We start from the raw sequence: 17,350 nt of genomic DNA, 5'->3' as shown, positions 1-17,350 counted from the left end.
TGTGGTTTCTTAGAAAGAAACCATTCATAGCATAACTCGTATTTCCAGTATCAGCGTCAGATTATTGAGAGTGAGAATTGTTCCGGGAATACTTGGGACAGCTTGGTGTATGGCTGAATATCAGAGTATATGAATGCATTCTGGCATGGTTGCGATATACTCCCACCGAAGATTCGTTTATATTGAAATATCGGATGTGATAATGAAAAATTTGATTAAAGGATTCTTGTTCCTGAGCCTGACGTTTTGCGGCGTTTGTGCACAGGGACAGCGGATCGCGGTTAAAACCAATCTGCTTTACGATGCCCTTTATACCATAAACATCGGAGTAGAGGTCGGAATGGCGCCGCGGTGGACACTCGACGTATCGGGCAATTACAACGGTTGGACGTTGTCGCATGAACGGAGGTGGAAACATTGGCTCGTGCAGCCCGAGGCGCGCTATTGGTTTTGCGACCGCTTTGCAGGGCATTTTCTGGGAATGCATATACTGGGCGGCAAGTATAATATAGGTGGACTGAAAAACGGCATTTCGTTTCTGGGAACCGATTTCTCGAAAATCTCGGAGCGCCGCTATCAGGGCTGGTTCACCGGAGCTGGCGTCGCCTATGGCTATGCCTGGATTCTGGGTACGCACTGGAATCTGGAGGCCGAATTGGGTGTCGGATGGATCTATACGCGATTCGACAGTTATCCGTGCGCCAGATGCGGACGAAAGCTCGCCGAAGACCGGCCGCACCATTATGTGGGGCCGACCAAAGCGGCTGTAAATCTGGTCTATACCTTTTAATTCATGCAGTCATGAAGGCAAATAATATTTCGAAAATTCTTTTCTTCGGATTGTCGTTTTTGCTTGCGGAACAGCCGACGAAGGCGCAGCCGATCCTCGACGGTCGGGTGACTGTATCGAATCTGGCCGTGTCGCGTGCTGACGAGAAACTGTTCGTAGCGATGGACATCGATGTTTCGGCACTGGATCTTAAAACCAATTTGGAGGTGCTGCTGACCCCGACGCTGACGCAGGGTACTGCGAGTGTGACGCTGCCGCCGGCGCTGATCGCCGGCCGTAACCGCTATTATTATCATTTGCGCAATGGCCTGACGCCGGACGATGCGACACTCTACCGCGAGGGGCGTATCGGGGTGATCGAATACCGGGCGGTGATCCCTTATGAAACGTGGATGAATACGGCGACACTCAGCGCCAGGAGTCAGGTGCGAGGTTGCTGCGGCGCTCCGTTGTCGGATGCCGATGAGCGGCTGACGGCACTTGGGTTCGAACCTGAGAAACGCTATTTCGTTCCGGTTCCGGTCTATGTCCGTCCCGAAGCGGAGGCGAAAATCCTTACGGTGGAAGGTTCTGCTAACATCGATTTCCCGGTCAACCGCACGAAAATCTACGAAACCTATCGTAATAACCCCGCCGAGCTGCGGAAGATTCTCGCCACGATCGATGCCGTCAAAGCCGACGCCGACACTAAGATCATCGGTGTGACGATTAAGGGGTATGCTTCACCGGAAGGCACGTATGCCAACAACGAACGGTTGGCGAAGGGGCGTACGCAGACGCTCAAAGAGTATGTGCAGCGGCAATATGATTTCCCCGAGTCGCTGCTCACCACCGATTACGAACCGGAAGATTGGGCCGGCCTGGAACGCTTCGTCGAGACATCGGGGCTCGCCGACCGGACGGCGATTCTTGTGGTGATCCGCAGTGATCTGGCGCCCGACGCGAAAGAGTGGCGGATCAAAAAGAGTTACCCCGAATCTTATGCCTACCTGCTTGCAAACGTCTATCCGGGGTTGCGTCATTCGGACTATGCCGTGAAATACGAGGTTCGCGCCTATACCGACGTGGCCGAGATCCGGCGCCTGTTGAAGACGCAGCCGCAGAAGCTGAGTTTGCAGGAGATGTATATGGCCGCACAGGAGATGGAGCCGGGCAGTGACGAGTATGCCGAGACGTTCGAGATCGCCGTGCGCATGTTCCCCGACGATCCGACGGCCAACCTCAATGCCGCCACGACGGCGATGATGCGCGGCGACCTGAAACGTGCTGAACGCTATTTGTCCAAAGCCGGCGACCGGGCCGAGGCGCTCTATGCCAGGGGTGTGCTGGCGGCGCTGTCGGAGAGGTACGATGTGGCGGCGGCGATCTTCGAAGAGGCCCGCAATCGCGGCATCGGTGAAGCCGGGGAGGCTTTGCGACAGGTCGTAGAGTTGACGAATGAACCGAAATAGATCACTTAATACATAATGCAATGAAGCTTCTGAACAATTTTTTAGCAGCCCTTCTTGCCGTGGGTATGGCGATGGGGTGCAGCAACGATGACGTCGAGAACGACGTGGACGGCGGCAGCGTCGTTAATCCGGGTGACAAAGTTTATGTGTCCGTATCTGTGTCACTACCTACTGCGGGTAAGGGTACGCGAAGCACTACCGTCGATCCCGAAGATGGTTCTTCGGCAAGCGACGATAAGACCGAGGTCGGCAAGGATCATGAGAACACGGTCAAGCGCATGCTCATCGTGCTGGCCCGTCCCGGCGACAACGGTTACATCACTTCCGGGACGGTAGATACCGGTCTCGAAATGTCGCAAACCTCGGTCAGGGCGACCTCCAAACTCTCGAAGACTGCACTGGCCGCTTATTATAACAACAATGCTCTTTCCGATCAGCGGGTCAACGTCTTTGTCATCTGCAACTATACCGACGACCTGCTGGCGAGTTTCAAAACCTCGGACGACAGCCAGAGCGGCTTCGCTCTCGGCGATACGTCGTGGATCGACAAGGTCTGCGAAGTGTCGGAGACCGCCGGTAAGAACACGTCGATCTGGGCCCGCGGCGCGATGTTGATGACCAATGCCACCATCGCCACGAAGATGCTGCCCCGCACGTTTAAAGAGTGGGATCTCTATTCATCGGCTTCCGTACCTCTCGATCTCTCGATCAATTCTTCTACTTCCAGCGGCGACCGCCTCGAAAACAACGGTCCCGTGCGTGTCGAGCGCTCGGTGGCGCGTTTCGATTTCCGCGACGGCAGCGAGCTGGGCGGCAATAAATATCATGTGGTTGCCACGAAGCTGACCGCCGAGGCGGAGCCCGTCGACATCGTCGACATCGAGCTCAATCGCATGGCGTTGGTCAACATGAGCAACAAGTTCTACTATTTTCGCCGTGTTACCGCTGCCGGGGCCATAGAGGGCGGTGTTTGCCGTCCTGAGATTCCGTGGGGAACGGCGCCGGGCAACTATGTCGTCGATGTCGACTACGATACGAAAGCACCGGGTCCGGCGGCTTACAATTTCCCGTTGTTCCGCGTGGGCTCCGAGAGCGACAACGGCGTCATCGACGCAACGGCCCGCGAACAGTGGTACACCTCGCCGATCGCAGAGGTGCTGGGTACGGACAAAGAGAACGACGAGTACACGGGCGATGGCGCTACATCCTACAAAATCTGGCGTTATGTGACTGAAAATACGGTGAACGAAACCAAGCGTATGACCGCCGGCCTGTCGACGGGAGTCGTATTCAAAGGCCGGATGATACCTACGGAGGCTGCACGGACCTCGTCCGACGAGCAGATCGCAACGCTGGCCAAAGTGCTCGACTACGATATGAGTGATGCCTCGCTGGAGCTCAATCACAACACCAATACCGATCCCATTCTCTACACGTTCGGCGGCAATCTCTATCTGCGTTGGCCCAATGTGGCTAAGGCGGCATTGAAGGCTGCGACGCTGGAGGACGGCACGATCGTTACGACCAACAGTTTCTACGAAGCGGTGTTCGGCAAAGGCGCCCACGAAGGCGAAGGACAGGATGTGGATAGTCCCAACTATCTGTGGCATAAGTGGAACGACGAAGGAAAGACGGACGATGCGCTTCAACTGTTCAAAAAGGCCGCGACCAAAAACGGCATCACGCTCTACCAGTCCAGCGAGGATGACGGCAAGTGGGGCTACTACTGCTACTATTTCTACTGGAACCGTCACGACAACAACGACAATGCGGGCGTGATGGGGGATATGGAGTTTGCCGTCGTGCGTAACAACGTCTACAAACTCGCCGTGACGAAGATCAACCGCCTCGGACATCCCCGCCTTTCGGAGAACGATCCCGACCCCGTCGATCCCAAAGATCCAGACGAGACCGGCGACGTTTATATCTCGGTATCCGTCGAGGTATTGCCGTGGGTGGTTCGTGTGAACGAGATCGAATTCTGAAAATGCGGGCCGAAAGACGAAATCCGGTTTTACGGTTCATCGGTGCGGTGCTCGGCGCCGCACTGATGATTGCCGCTTTGCCTGCGTGCGAGAGCATCTATGAGGACCTTCAACCGTGTCCTCACGGTGTGTCGTTGCGTTTCGTCTACGATTACAACATGACATATTCCAACGCCTTCCCCCGGGAGGTGGATTGTCTGACGCTTCTGGTTTTCGACGATGAAGGCCGCTACGTTGCGACGGAGACGGTCATGGGAGCTGAGCTGCGCGACGAGAATTACCGGATGACCCTCGACCTTGAGGCGGGGACTTACCGATTCGTGGCTTACGGAGGCCTTGCCTGCGGGCGGCGTTCGTTCTCGATGATGTCCGTACCTGTGCGGGGAGTGAGTTTTTCCGACCTGCGGGTGCGGATGGAGGCCGATTGTCTGTCGAATCCCGATCGGAAACGGCTGCACGATCTCTATTGGGGTACGCTGACGCTTTCGACCGCCGATCTCTATGCGGAAGGCACTGTCGGGATGATGAAGAACACGAACAATATCCGCATCGTACTCCAACAGGAGAACGGCGGGACGCTGTCGCCCGACGACTTCGATTTCGAGATTACCGACGACAATACGCTGTTCGGTTCCGACAACGATCTTCTCTCCGCCGGTACGGTGACCTACACGCCGTGGAAGACGGGGCGGGCGCAGACCGGCGTGACGATCGTGGGCGACAATGTCGTTCCCGAGGCCGTGGGAGTGGCCTACGCCGAGTTGAGCACCTCGCGGCTGATGACCAAGAGTGCTCCGCGGCTCGTCGTTCGCCGGCATTCCGACGGCGGGGCGGTCGTGGACATGCCGTTGAAACGATACCTGCTTATGTTGCGCAGCGATCGCTATGACATGGACGATCAGGAGTACCTGGATCGGGAGTGCGATTTCGTACTCTTCTTCTTCCTGCGGCCCGACGGTTCGTGGATCGATACGCGGATCGTCGTGAACGATTGGGTGGTGCGGATCAACGATGCGGAGATGTAACGAGAAATTTGCGGAATGGGACGATCGGTATATGTTGTCGTATGGGTGTGTCTTGCGCTTCTGGCGTCGGGGTGCAGGCGGAGTGCGGATGTATCTACCGAAGAGCAGCCGTTTCTGGTGAATCTCGATCTGAACGTCGCATTGTCCGATATCGCCGTTCCCCGGTCGCGGGTTTCCTCGGATGCGGCTCCGGCGAACGACGACGAGAAGATGCAGACGCTGCGCATCATCGTCGTCCGGCCCGATGGAACGGTAGAGGCCAACCGCTTCGTCAAACCCTCCGTGGCGTTGGTGTACGATCGGCAGGAACGGTTCAAAGTCGTAGGCCGCGAGAAAAAACAGGTCTATCTCTTCGTGAACGAAGGCAATACCGTGGTCGAGACGATGGACGGAACGCCGGTGTCGGCCGGCGGAAAGCTGTCGGAGTATCTTACGGCGATAGGGGTGGGCGATTCGTTCCCTGCGGGCGTGCTGGCCTCGCTGGTCATTCGCCTGGATGGCGATTCGGCGCAGCTTTCCGGAGCGCTGCCCATGAACGAGAGCCACGAGATCGAGGTGGGGGCGACGGATTGCAGTTTCGAACTCTTCGTGACGCGCGCGGCGGTGAAGTTCACTTACCGGATTACGAATCAGAGTGAGCGGAATCTCGTGCTGACCGGACTTACCATAGACCGGATGGCCCGCAGAGAGTACTGTCTGCCTCACGGGACCGTATACGCGGACAATGAGGACGGCATCCGGGAGATCGTGCAGTACGATGCCGTACCGGCCGATTACTATACGTTCGTTTATGCCGACGACGCGATTTCCGATGCCGGCATTGCACTGCCGCACGGAAAAACGGTGGAATTGCCGGCGATCTATCTGTTGGAGGGAAAGTCCGCGGAGCCGTATGCGACGAGCCTTGCGATCAATGGCATCGAACAGCGCAAGGCGTTCCCTTCGTTGCCGCAGTTGCCGCGCAATACGCATGTGGTTGTCAACGCCCGCATCCCCCGGTACGGGAATGGGGCGGTGGAATGGCAGGTGGATGTCGTCCCGTACGACGAGGTGTCCTTGGAACCGGGATTCGGTGTCTGAGGCGAATAATGCGCAGAAAATGAATCGAACTATTCTCTATATATTTTGGGCGGGGATGGCGCTGTTCGGGTTGTCTGCATGTACGGACGATCCGCTGGCGGACGGCGCCTCGTCGGGACAGGGCGAAAGCGTCGTTACGTTCGGTGCGATGTTCCGGCCGCTGAGGGACGCTTCGCTCGGAAAGACGCGAAGCGTCAAGGGTGATGCCATCGGCGAGATCGACGATATCTTCGTCGTGTGGTATCTGGATAACGGCGTGATGGCCGGATGCCGGTATTTTTCCCGCAGCGAACTGACGCTGACCGATGTGCCGCGCTCAGAGAGCAAGACGGAGCGCGAAACCAAACATGCGGAGTTCTCCTGCGAAGTGCCTTTCGGGCGTTATCGTATCTATGCCGTGGCCAATATGGGCGATCTGAGCGACGACGAGGCCGTCCGTGCCGAGAAGAGTTTTCGGGCCATCCCGTTGAAGTGGATCGAGGAGGATGTGGCGAAAAACTGCCAAATGTCGGGTTACTTCACCGAGGAACTTTCCACGGCCTACGGCAAAGGCACGCCGCAGTTGGTGACGATAGACCGACCGAATGTGTCGCTCCATGCCTGGATCCGCCGTGCGGCGTCGAAGGTCACCGTATCGTTCGACGCGAAGAATCTCAACGAAAACATCTTTATCTATCTCAAATCGGCGCAGATCAGGGATATTCCGTCGCATTGTTCGCTCGTTGATGACAATACGCCCACTTCAACCGATGAATTGATTGCCGAAGGCGATACGATCCTTTACGGTAAGGGTGACGACTACGCGAATTGGCCGAAGCTCTCGTGCGGTCGCGGCGCGAACACCTTCGGAAACCATGCCGAAGACGCTCCGTCGCTGTTCTTCTACGAGAACATGCAGGGGCAGCATCCCGGCAAGCACCTGTATCAGGGCCCAGACAAGGACAATGTGCTCAACGGCACTTTCCTCGAAGTCAAGGGGTATTACATCAACCGCTCGGTCGACAATCCCTCCTACGGCAACATTACCTACCGCTGTATGTTGGGGCGTAATATGGAGGACGATTTCGACGCCGAGCGCAATGCGCACTACAAACTGACGCTGGTGTTCAACAAGGACGCCAACAACCCCGACTGGCATATCGACTATGAGTATGTTCCGCAGCCGCCGGAGATCGTCGTGGCCAGTCCGATGTACATTTCCTACCTCTCGAACCAGCAGCTGACGATTCCGCTGACGGTCTATTATGACAAAAACATCACGGAGGTCACGAAGGTTACGGCCGAGATTATCGGCAACGACTGGGGCTATTACGATCATCCCTATATTGATAAGGCCGCCAACGCTTTGACCGACGGATTCCTGTCGCTGGGTTTCATTGATAAGACTTCGGTAGGCGATCGGACGAAAGAATATGTAGGCAAGCAGACCTACAATAATCCGGTGAGTGTGGACGACGAGCGCTACCGGTTCGACATTTCCGTTTACACGCGTCCGATGACGCTCGGCAAAGGGTTCTCCGGCAACAACTATTCCGTCGGACGCCGGCGCTATGCAAAGGTACGGTTTACGGCATGGAACGGCGAGAGGAAATTGACGGAAAAGGTCGTCGAGGTGATTCAGTCGCGGCGACTGGTTAATCCCAAAGGTATCTGGCGTGCGGGGACATCGACCAAGGCGTTCCGCATCACGTTGAAGAATTCCGATTCCAGCCCCAACGTAGCCCACGAATTCGAAGCCCTGCCTTCCGACGGACCCTGGACTGCGAAGATTCTCGACGGCAGCGAGTGGGTGCGTATCAAGGACGCTGAGTCTGACGAGTGGGGTACAGAGCCGGTTATAGGAGGTACGGGATCGAATATCGAGTTCGATTATAAACCGGCCACGGAGTATCGGGACGGAAGCCGTTTCGGCCGTATCGAAATCACGTTCCACAACAATACCTGCACGCACGTCGTGTTGGTGAGCCAAGGCCTCGGACCGGTCGAAATCGAGGGCCGCAAGTGGCACATGACCAATGTCGAATACTGCGGTACTGACACGGCCAATCCGCTGCTCGAAGGGGCGATGTTCAAGTTCGGCAATTCGACGGATGCGATCGCATCCTCCAACAATTTGAAGGATGGATACGGATTCGATATTCCCTGTTATGACAAAACGTTCGATGTCTATAACGCTTCGGGAGGGAAAAGTTCCAAGACATTCAAAGCGATCGCCGCTTATCGGACCGGATTCTCGGACGCTGGGATGAAAAAGGACGGTGACAAAGCGTGTCATGTAGCCACTGCCGAGGATTGGAAATCATTGTTGAATCCAACGCAGTTCATCCGTTATTACGGAATTCTCTATGGGGATGAGTGCGACCATACGCTCGATGCAAATACGGTTACGAATACCTATACCAGCGTAGGCCAGGAACGCGGAATGAGAGGCTGTTTCGTCTATGACACTAAGACGCAGCGGCATCTCTTTTTCCCGGTTGGTAACACCGGTTATGGACGGCGCAAGCATAAGGACCAGACCGCTACGAATACTCCGCTGAGAGGAAATGGCGTGTTGAAATACGCCAATCGTGCAGAGGAGATGGATGAGGCGACCGCCATAGGGATGCCTTGTTTTTACGATCTTTATACAAGTACAGGGGCTCTTTATTACTACGGCCTGCGAAGCCTGAAAGCGGGAAAATCTCCCACATCCACCAACGATAATGATTTCGATTACGGGTTCGATATCAATTATTTCACTTTCGGTTTTGAAAGTTATCAGACTAATGTCATGTTTTTGGATGGGAACACCTCCTCGAATCTCTCATCCGATGCCGCATTCCTGCGGCGCGTTGACGACTGACGGGCGGAGGCCGGTGTTCGTGCCGCCGGAATATCACCGAATACGAAAAAGGGTGTAAATCTTGCTATTGCTTGATTTACACCCATGCGTAATTTATTTTGCAATCTATTCAGATATCGGCTGAACAGACAGAGTTGCGCAGTCGGTTGCAGTTGGTTGAAAATGTCTGGAGCTTGTCGCTATAAGCCAGTATTGCTATTGAGTAACGTCAGAGACCCTCTCTTCTATTAAAAACACCCCGAAACCGATTAGGGCTCCAGAGTGTTTTAACGGTAGATTAAGGGTTATCGGGGTCTTAAAACATAAAAGGCGGCAACGAAAGTCAATATCACATAAATAGTCACGATCATATTGCCTTTTCTATAAGATTGTTCCGATTCCTGATCGTATTTGGCTAAGATTTTATCCTCTTTAATCAAAAAATAAATAGGACAAAACAAGATTATAACAGTTATTGCAACTGCGAGGACAGACTTTGGCAATTCTCCTGATATCAAGTAATATATTGTAGAAAAATTTATCAATAAAAGAGCCATTGTAGCTCCGATCTGCGACAATGGATTGCCACCACCACTAATATAGGATAAACCTTTATACACTTTGTAATATAAATAATCAAGAGGATTGACCATTTCTCAAATCTTTTATTGTGTAAGTCCGCCTAATTTATCTATTTGGTGAGCGAACATATTGATGTATAATGACTGATTTTAAATCTATTGAATCTGACAATAATAGCGCTTGGGTCCAAGAGTTGGGAATAACCACTCGCAAATTGGGAAGGATTTCATTCATCCATTCGGAATAATCGGATATCTTATGAATCCAACGAGGGTCTGTCCGATTGTTTTTTTCTGGGGACGGAGCCCAAACAATGAATTGGACAGAAGCCTCCGGGGGTAATAATAACAATCGGTCTTCTTCGCTTGGGGCTTCTATATAAAAGCCATGGTGGACATTTGCCCTCAGATCAAGCCATCTTACGGCTTGGGAGTATTGTGTGTCATGATAATCATACTGTATCAGAAAATGCCGATCATCCCCTCGCCGTAGAAACTGAATACTATCGGGACCTGTATTGGTAATGGTAGAGTAAATTATCATGGTAGGAATAGAGTCTACAATATTAATTTGCCCTCTGGCTTTATCTCGGATAGTGTCATAGTTTACCAGGATAATGCTGTCTATCGTCATCCGTAGGTCCTGTTGTAATATTACTCTAGGTTGAGAAATGCAACCGTGAAATAACACTGTAATTATTATTATGAAGCTTAATCTACTCATTTTTAGATAATGAATTATAATATCCCTTAACTAATAATATTTGGAGTCGTGGAGAAATGGAAAACCAAAATGGGTTATTAAAGATTTGAGTTTCATATGCACGTATTTCTTGTATGTTTTTTCCTAAATTATTATAGGCATTATATCCCATTTGCCATCCATCTAGGACATGTTGCCTTTCATGAATGAAAATACTTGCAATATTATATATATCGCTGTCATCATCAACGATCGTCCTTATACTACCCAGATGATCTGTAAGGTGATACTGAATATCATAACCATTGGTCGTATTTAAGATACGGCCATCGCTGAAACTGCGACTTTCCAGCGTTAATACATCGTTTTGCAGCCGATATACCAAAGAACCCATGTAAATCAACCCATTGCCTGCCACATTCGTAGCAGCAAGTTTAGTTCCATCTGCAAGATACGAATAATTTGCAACATTGACATTGTCCTGCTCGACTTTTTCAATCAGGTTCAGGTTGTTATATGTCAGAAACAGATTATTTCGACCATCTTGTATCATATTCCCATTGCCATCATAGAGGTACGTTCGTGAGTCTCCATTTTGAAGTAAGGATGTCAGTTGATTCCCTGTGTATGAGTAAACATAATATCTTAACGGCAATATGACCCACGATGGCCGCCGGAATCTGGATGTAGAATATAATGTCTTGAATCTTCCCGAGAAAGTTTGTCGGGAAGGTATGATTTTGGTAAATTATCGTTATCTTTCGGATGGCACTAAACTCTCATGCCTGGATTCCCAGGGTGAATCTGGGTTCTTTGGTATATGAGCGCAAAGGTGGTCATCTTCGTTTGGAGAGTACCCCTTTCAGCGGCGGCCGTTTTGTTGCTGCTCAGACTGATTCTCGGCGTATGCTTGCTCTTCACCATATCTCCGACCATCTGGGTTTGACTCGTGTCGTAGTCGATTCATGCGGAATGGTTCGGGAGCGCAACGACTACTATGCGTTCGGGAAAAGATGGGATGATCCAGACCGTCCGGTTTCCGATAACCGCTACCTGTTTAATGGCAAGGAAGCGCAGATTATCGGTGCTACCGGTTGGCTCGACTACGGAGCACGTATGTATGACCCGGAACTCGGACGATGGTTTGTGCCTGATCCGTTGGCCGAGGTATATTATGGGACAAGTTCGTATGCTTATGTGCGAAACAATCCAATTATGCATGCTGATCCGGATGGTATGAGAATTTGGCCTGTAAATGAAACATATAATGGATGTTCTCGACGACATGAGAATAATTATGGAGCATCGAGACCCAAAGGATGAGCACATAGTGGTGTGGATATTAATCTTGGTTCAGGAAATGATGATTTAGGGGCTCCAATTTACGCTACACATGATGGCCTAGTAACAAGTGTTACTCGATATGATGAAGGTAGAAATGCAGGTGGAAATAGAGTGAAAATTATGGCTAATGATGGAACTGTATCAACATTTTATATGCATTTAAATTCCATTAACTCTGATATAAAACCCAATGTTCCCATTAGTGAAGGACAGCAAATAGGCACAATGGGAGGATCTGGTTATGGCCGTGAAGATGCCTTTAATTCACATCTTCATTATGAAATGTTTGTAAATGGAAGCAGAATTGATCCGACCGATGGCTCTAAAAGTCTTATTGATCCAATGAAGTTCATTATTCCCGAGATAAATATAGCTATTCCTGAAATTACTATTCTAGGCGAGTCTAAGTTTCAAAGGCCACGTATTAATTTCCCCAATAAACACTTGGATATTAATCAGGATGAACTAGAGGGAATGTTCGATTCCAATTTCTAATTAAGATAAATTATGAAACAACTTTTTTTAATTTCATTTGCCATTCTCTTTATTGGCTGTATTTCTAATACAGGAAGAAGAAATGCGATCATATTGAATAGTGATTCTACTTCATTATTGGTTGATATTCAACCTATGCATAATCAACAGGGAAATATTTTTGATAGTATTATACAGTCACCTCCATTTGTTATCGACACTATTATTCACCCATTTCATATCTCGTATATTATACGAGATAATGATGATATTATCGCAACAGACCATTATGCAATAGCAGACCGTTCAATTATATTGTCCGTGGAAAAAGCGGGGGAAATTCTGATTTCGAATAAAGAAATTCGTAAGCAAAATTTTGACTCGATAATTCCTCGGGAATTTTTTAATAAAGTTCAACTTTATACTGGGATTATCTGGGAGCATAATGATGAAAATATTGTTATATTAATTAATATCTGCGTTCCAGATACAGATATTTGTTGTCCTATATTGTTGTCGATAGATAGTTTAGGCCATTTTTCTGCCAGAGAAGAAATACTAGACGACATGGAGTAATCAGATTGTCATTCTAAAGAGTTAATTACGATGAAAGATTTTTATAAATTTTCAAGTAAGGGATACTTAACAACGTTTGCTGCTTTTCCTGCAATTTTCGAAAATGAAACAGGGTATGGAAGAGAAATGAATCACCTCATTAGAGGAAATTATGACAATTTCATTTTTCCTTTGAAATTTAATAAAATTAAAGATGATGCAGGGTCTAAGTTCAGAGATGTTTTGGACACCCGTTATCCGCCGGCCTATTTGATTTCCGATCGGATGAAAAACCTTCTCGAAGAACACCGCATCACCGGTTGGTCTTGCTATCCCATCGAATTATACGATAAGAAAAATGCTCGGATAACAGGCTATCACGGATTTTCGATTACAGGCCGTGCCGGTGCAATGGACATGAGCAATCAACCGATCGGCGAAAAGAGGTATCGCGAGGATGGTCCTGTCCGTAAGGTCTATAAAGGGGGCTATTTTGACATCGATACATGGGATGGCAGTGATTTTTTTATACTTGACAATTCATATTGGGTCATTGTAACGGCACGTGTCGTCGAACTCTTGAAGAAAAATAAGATTACGGCACTTGAATTCGAGCGGTTGTCCGACATGGAGTTATCCTATTCTTTATTTCATAAGGAATAGTTTCTTTTTCTGAGAGCGGAGGTGAACTCCACCGCTCTCTATTTGATGATATTTAAGTTCATGCCTGAAGAGCAACAAAATAAAGTTCGAAAAAACCGAAAGGATTATATGAGAGACGAAGATCCATCACGTTATAAAAGAGAATATGGAGATGAATAATATTAAGTTTAAAAGTGTATGCCTCCTATTTGGATTCATATTAATATGCATGAATTCGTGTATATCAGGATGTTCTGACGACAAGGTTTTTACGATTCGAATAAACGGTATAGGGTTTGACTGCCGTTTACCTCAAGTATCAGGGGATACTATGCGTCTTACGCCGATCATTATGTATATTGACATGGATGTTATTAATAATACGGATGAAAATCAGATATTGGGGGCTTATAATCATCGTTTTGATCCGAAAAATAGTAAATATGGCTGTTTTACTTTAATTGATGGACAAGATACAGTTCGTTTATATTCTAGCTATTCTTCTCAATTTGAGATAGAACCACAACAATCCATACCCATACAATTGCAATATGAAGGGATAGAATTGTTAGGTGATGATAGATTCTTAAACAAAATGTCGATTGCCTGGATTGGGAAAGAGCAATTGACTACTGAAAACATCTGCATGCCGGATATCGAATTTATGCAGCGATTTATCGATTCTCTGAAAATAGGCTATATTTCTTTTGGTTCAAACCTGTTCGATAACACAGATTTTGATACTCAAATTTCTTCGGAAATGTTATTTGTTGACTATAATTATAGTGACGATAAAGCGTTTGAAATGCGTAAATCTCCTTCCGGATGGGTTCTTGATTTTAAGTATTCGGATTAATTTTTTTATTAGGGAAGAGTTAGTTCGCTAATTCTTCCCTTTTGGATTGAAGATTCTTATGCAACAGGACCATATGCATATACCAAGAATAATCCTGTGAGATATATCGACTATCAGGGACCTAAAATTGTTGATGTACACGGTCGAGTGATGTGGGAAAATGGAAATTGGACGAAAGCTGCCGAGGGAGAAAATGATACTCGCCTGAATATATAAGACCTGATTTGAACGAAGTAGATAGGAAAAAACCTATTATTGCGGATGATATAGACGTTAAATTTGATGATTTATGAAAAGTAAGATCTTTTTTATTCTTGTTTCATGTTGCATTATTGTACAACAGGGCAATGCACAAGTAGTATCGGTGAATAGATTGATACAGATTGTTGTTGATACTATAAATTCAAATCTTTCATCAGAAGATTTTTTATCAAAACCAACCGAACTTAATGTTAGTTTTTATATTGACGATATTTCCACGCGAAAGTCTATTGCTGAACATAAATACGGTTTGTATGAATTCGGACAATATGGCGACGATATTCCCAAGTGGATTATGTGGTATGATAGCACCGGATATAAAATATATGATCACGGGGTTAATACAAAGTTGTTAGGTGAGATTTTGGAATTTATTAAACGAAATAATTATTCCGATACACAGGCTTTTCGTTATATTGAAGGTCTGTATAAGACTTCATATATGATGGAAAATTATGGAGAGCAGGAAATTTCGAATAATCCATGAGTAACAATCAATTTATCGGGGGCCAGGATTATATCTTTGGCCTTTTTTCTATATTTAATTATGACAACAAAAACGATGAAAGACTTTTATGACTTCTCAAGTAAGGGGTACTTAACGACCTTCTCTGCAAGAACTGCTCTTTTTGATGATGCGTTGAACAGTGGTAATCGTGATCTGGCAGGGCAGATAATGGATGATTTAATCAAAGGACGATATGTCGAGTATACCTTTCCTCTTGTTTTCAGGCAAACTGAATCGGGGCGTAACCTTCGGGATGTATTGGACACCCGTTATCCGCCGGCCTATTTGATTTCCGATCGGATGAAAAGCCTTCTCGAAGAACATCGCATTACCGGCTGGTCTTGCTATCCCATCGAATTATACGATAAGAAAAATGCTCGGGTAACAGGCTATCACGGATTTTCGATTACAGGCCGTGCCGGTGCAATGGACATGAGCAATCAACCGATCGGCGAAAAGAGGTATCGCGAGGATGGTCCTGTCCGTAAGGTCTATAAAGGGGGCTATTTTGACATCGATACATGGGATGGCAGTGATTTTTTTATACTTGACAATTCATATTGGGTCATTGTAACGGCACGTGTCGTCGAACTCTTGAAGAAAAATAAGATTACGGCACTTGAATTCGAGCGGTTGTCCGACATGGAGTTATCCTATTCTTTATTTCATAAGGAATAGTTTCTTTTTCTGAGAGCGGTGGTGGATTCCACCGCTCTCTATTTGATGATATTTAAGTTCATGCCTGAAGAGCAACAAAATGAAGTTCGAAAAAACCGGAAGGATTATATGAGAGATGAAGATCAATTTAGGTTTTCAAAGGTGAGAATTCCCGCACAAAAGGAGAGCCTGAAAAATGATGAAAAACAATGAGATACGCGACGATTCGTGTGAGATTTTCGGCCCTAAAAAATCTCACACGAATTATCACACGTTGAAGTGCATCGGAGTGTGTTATTTTGCAGGGTGGAGGCAAACAAAAACCTCTGTATCATGTTGATATACAGAGGTTTTCTTCAAATTGCCGTTAAAGGTGGCGGTGCGTAGGGGACTCGAACCCCTGACCCCGTGCGTGACAGGCACGTATTCTAACCAGCTGAACTAACGCACCATTCTGGTTATTGCGAGTGCAAAGATAGTGTAATTTTTTTAATCAGCAAATGGTTTTACGGCTTTTTGAAAAAAGAAAATTGTACGCTTCCGTAACTTCTTAATTGCCAGAACTCATTATAACCTGAAAAATCCATTTTTTTCGAGTGCTCGAAAATCAGGATGCCGCCCGGACGGAGCAGATTGCGCTCCAGGACCAATTTTACGACCTCCTGGCTGCCCTCCAGGTCGTAGGGGGCGTCGGAAAAAATGAGGTCGAACTGTTTGGCACAGCTTTTCAGGTAGAGGAAAACGTTGGCTTTGACCGGATAGAGGTTTTCGATTCCCAACTGTGCCGCCGTCTGCCTGATGAAGTTGTAGTGTACGGCGTTGATCTCGACAGCCGTGACGCTCCGCGCCCCGCGCGATGCAAACTCGTAACTGATCGACCCCGTTCCGGCAAAGAGGTCCAGCACGTCGCATTCGTCGAAATCGACCAGATTGCCCAGTACGTTGAAAAGGTTCTCTTTGGCGAAATCGGTCGTAGGCCGCGCCCTCAGGTTCTTGGGCGGATTGATCGCCCGGCCCTTGTATTTTCCGCTGACTATTCGCATATCACCTGTTTGAATCGTTTGCCGAGCAGTTTGCGTGCCGCTTTCGGATCGTCGCCTGCGATGCGAAGTTCGTAACCTTTGAGCGGGAAACTGCTGTCCAGCCGTTCGAAAAAGTAGGCCATGTCGGTCTCCGTCGCTGCGGGCAAAGCTTCGGCCAACTGCAATTCGCCGGCATCGTATACCTTTATATATAAGATGCCCGCCCTGCGGCTCATCCATACGGTTTTAGCCGTATTGGCGGGCGAATGGAGCAACGGGGTTGTGAACCGTGCCCTGTCGCCCAGTTTCTCCTCTACCTGCCGCAGCGCTTCGCGGTTGATGGCCGTGACGGCGACGAATGCCGCTTCCGGGTCGCTGTGGACCACGCATTCCTCCGCCGTGGGCGGCATGCCGTTCGCAGCCAGCAGGTCCGCTCCTTTTTCTGTGTCGAAGAGTTCAGCCGGAACGAGCATCGTACGGGGCAGCAGCAATTCGACTGTCACCGAAGCTCCGCTTACAGGAAGCTCCGAGAGCGCCGGGTCCGAAAAAGAGTGTCCATCCAACGATAGCTGAATGGACACCTTATTATTTG

At 48.6% G+C, this 17,350-nt stretch carries 16 protein-coding genes and 1 tRNA gene; 13 read left to right on the top strand and 4 right to left on the bottom strand.

Translation table 11 applies throughout. The features are described from left to right. The first annotated feature begins 202 nt into the window (after positions 1-202). From KG007_RS07115 to KG007_RS07090, 6 genes are read left to right on the top strand one after another with little or no spacing between them, the layout of a single operon-like run. Positions 203-790 carry a DUF3575 domain-containing protein gene (locus KG007_RS07115; RefSeq protein ID WP_213347865.1) on the top strand — a complete coding sequence of 196 codons (588 nt, stop codon included), beginning with the start codon at positions 203-205 and terminating at the stop codon, positions 788-790. Between the two features lie 11 nt (positions 791-801). Next, a complete protein-coding gene (locus KG007_RS07110) occupies positions 802-2,241 on the top strand; it encodes a DUF3868 domain-containing protein (protein WP_213347864.1) in 1,440 nt (479 codons plus the stop codon). A 20-nt stretch (positions 2,242-2,261) separates the two neighbouring features. Further along, positions 2,262-4,226, top strand: coding sequence for an Mfa1 family fimbria major subunit (locus KG007_RS07105; protein WP_213347863.1), 1,965 nt, complete (start codon positions 2,262-2,264; stop codon positions 4,224-4,226). A 2-nt stretch (positions 4,227-4,228) separates the two neighbouring features. Continuing rightward, positions 4,229-5,251 (top strand): FimB/Mfa2 family fimbrial subunit, encoded by a 1,023-nt coding sequence (locus KG007_RS07100; protein ID WP_213347862.1) that lies wholly within the window; start codon positions 4,229-4,231, stop codon positions 5,249-5,251. 15 nt (positions 5,252-5,266) lie between these two features. Then, positions 5,267-6,331, top strand: coding sequence for a hypothetical protein (locus KG007_RS07095; protein WP_213347861.1), 1,065 nt, complete (start codon positions 5,267-5,269; stop codon positions 6,329-6,331). Between the two features lie 19 nt (positions 6,332-6,350). Then, entirely contained in the window at positions 6,351-9,176 is a 2,826-nt protein-coding gene (locus tag KG007_RS07090) for a DUF4906 domain-containing protein (RefSeq protein ID WP_249413275.1), read from the top strand. Positions 9,177-10,452: 1,276 nt separating this feature from the next. Here the strand turns inward: KG007_RS07090 and KG007_RS07085 are convergent. Continuing rightward, positions 10,453-10,992: a hypothetical protein gene (locus tag KG007_RS07085; RefSeq protein ID WP_213347860.1), complete on the bottom strand. Its 540-nt coding sequence runs from the start codon at positions 10,990-10,992 to the stop codon at positions 10,453-10,455. Positions 10,993-11,204: 212 nt separating this feature from the next. On the opposite strand from KG007_RS07085, the gene KG007_RS07080 reads away from it, so the two are divergent. The 7 genes from KG007_RS07080 (at position 11,205) to KG007_RS07050 (ending at position 15,757) form a co-directional block, all read left to right on the top strand. Then, positions 11,205-11,762, top strand: a complete 558-nt coding sequence (locus KG007_RS07080; protein WP_213347859.1) for an RHS repeat domain-containing protein — start codon at positions 11,205-11,207, stop codon at positions 11,760-11,762. 12 nt (positions 11,763-11,774) lie between these two features. After that, the gene (locus KG007_RS07075; RefSeq protein ID WP_213347858.1) at positions 11,775-12,278 is read left to right on the top strand and encodes a M23 family metallopeptidase; all 504 of its coding nucleotides are present in this window, start codon (positions 11,775-11,777) and stop codon (positions 12,276-12,278) included. 12 nt (positions 12,279-12,290) lie between these two features. Next, a complete protein-coding gene (locus KG007_RS07070; RefSeq protein WP_213347857.1) occupies positions 12,291-12,833 on the top strand; it encodes a DUF4738 domain-containing protein in 543 nt (180 codons plus the stop codon). Between the two features lie 30 nt (positions 12,834-12,863). Continuing rightward, positions 12,864-13,475, top strand: coding sequence for an imm11 family protein (locus KG007_RS07065; protein ID WP_213347856.1), 612 nt, complete (start codon positions 12,864-12,866; stop codon positions 13,473-13,475). 208 nt (positions 13,476-13,683) lie between these two features. Next, positions 13,684-14,310, top strand: coding sequence for a hypothetical protein (locus KG007_RS07060; protein WP_213347855.1), 627 nt, complete (start codon positions 13,684-13,686; stop codon positions 14,308-14,310). Positions 14,311-14,599: 289 nt separating this feature from the next. Then, positions 14,600-15,058 (top strand): hypothetical protein, encoded by a 459-nt coding sequence (locus KG007_RS07055; RefSeq protein WP_213347854.1) that lies wholly within the window; start codon positions 14,600-14,602, stop codon positions 15,056-15,058. Between the two features lie 75 nt (positions 15,059-15,133). Further along, on the top strand, positions 15,134-15,757 hold the full coding sequence (locus KG007_RS07050) for an imm11 family protein (RefSeq protein WP_213347853.1): 624 nt from the start codon (positions 15,134-15,136) through the stop codon (positions 15,755-15,757). A 353-nt stretch (positions 15,758-16,110) separates the two neighbouring features. Here the strand turns inward: KG007_RS07050 and KG007_RS07045 are convergent. The 3 genes from KG007_RS07045 to KG007_RS07035 form a co-directional block, all read right to left on the bottom strand. Beyond that, positions 16,111-16,187, bottom strand: a tRNA-Asp gene (locus tag KG007_RS07045). A 55-nt stretch (positions 16,188-16,242) separates the two neighbouring features. Then, entirely contained in the window at positions 16,243-16,779 is a 537-nt protein-coding gene (locus KG007_RS07040) for an RsmD family RNA methyltransferase (protein WP_213347852.1), read from the bottom strand. Then, entirely contained in the window at positions 16,770-17,339 is a 570-nt protein-coding gene (locus KG007_RS07035; RefSeq protein ID WP_317194927.1) for a hypothetical protein, read from the bottom strand. Before KG007_RS07035 ends, KG007_RS07040 begins: the two co-directional genes overlap by 10 nt. Positions 17,340-17,350: the final 11 nt, after the last annotated feature.

The sequence above is a fragment of the Alistipes montrealensis genome (genome assembly GCF_018362775.1).
Classification (GTDB): Bacteria; Bacteroidota; Bacteroidia; order Bacteroidales; family Rikenellaceae; genus Alistipes; species Alistipes montrealensis.
Note: the sequence above shows the minus strand (reverse complement) of the source record. Positions and strands in the feature narration are given on the sequence as shown.

What these genes read in the sequence shown, in the direction of transcription:
- KG007_RS07055 (WP_213347854.1), top strand. Translation starts at nt 14,600, where the DNA reads ATGAAAAGTAAGATCTTTTTTATTCTTGTTTCATGTTGCATTATTGTA.
- KG007_RS07040 (WP_213347852.1), bottom strand. Translation starts at nt 16,779, where the DNA reads ATGCGAATAGTCAGCGGAAAATACAAGGGCCGGGCGATCAATCCGCCC.
- KG007_RS07085 (WP_213347860.1), bottom strand. Translation starts at nt 10,992, where the DNA reads ATGATACAAGATGGTCGAAATAATCTGTTTCTGACATATAACAACCTG.
- KG007_RS07080 (WP_213347859.1), top strand. Translation starts at nt 11,205, where the DNA reads ATGGCACTAAACTCTCATGCCTGGATTCCCAGGGTGAATCTGGGTTCT.
- KG007_RS07050 (WP_213347853.1), top strand. Translation starts at nt 15,134, where the DNA reads ATGAAAGACTTTTATGACTTCTCAAGTAAGGGGTACTTAACGACCTTC.
- KG007_RS07070 (WP_213347857.1), top strand. Translation starts at nt 12,291, where the DNA reads ATGAAACAACTTTTTTTAATTTCATTTGCCATTCTCTTTATTGGCTGT.
- KG007_RS07105 (WP_213347863.1), top strand. Translation starts at nt 2,262, where the DNA reads ATGAAGCTTCTGAACAATTTTTTAGCAGCCCTTCTTGCCGTGGGTATG.
- KG007_RS07090 (WP_249413275.1), top strand. Translation starts at nt 6,351, where the DNA reads ATGAATCGAACTATTCTCTATATATTTTGGGCGGGGATGGCGCTGTTC.
- KG007_RS07110 (WP_213347864.1), top strand. Translation starts at nt 802, where the DNA reads ATGAAGGCAAATAATATTTCGAAAATTCTTTTCTTCGGATTGTCGTTT.
- KG007_RS07060 (WP_213347855.1), top strand. Translation starts at nt 13,684, where the DNA reads ATGAATTCGTGTATATCAGGATGTTCTGACGACAAGGTTTTTACGATT.
- KG007_RS07095 (WP_213347861.1), top strand. Translation starts at nt 5,267, where the DNA reads ATGGGACGATCGGTATATGTTGTCGTATGGGTGTGTCTTGCGCTTCTG.
- KG007_RS07100 (WP_213347862.1), top strand. Translation starts at nt 4,229, where the DNA reads ATGCGGGCCGAAAGACGAAATCCGGTTTTACGGTTCATCGGTGCGGTG.
- KG007_RS07065 (WP_213347856.1), top strand. Translation starts at nt 12,864, where the DNA reads ATGAAAGATTTTTATAAATTTTCAAGTAAGGGATACTTAACAACGTTT.
- KG007_RS07115 (WP_213347865.1), top strand. Translation starts at nt 203, where the DNA reads ATGAAAAATTTGATTAAAGGATTCTTGTTCCTGAGCCTGACGTTTTGC.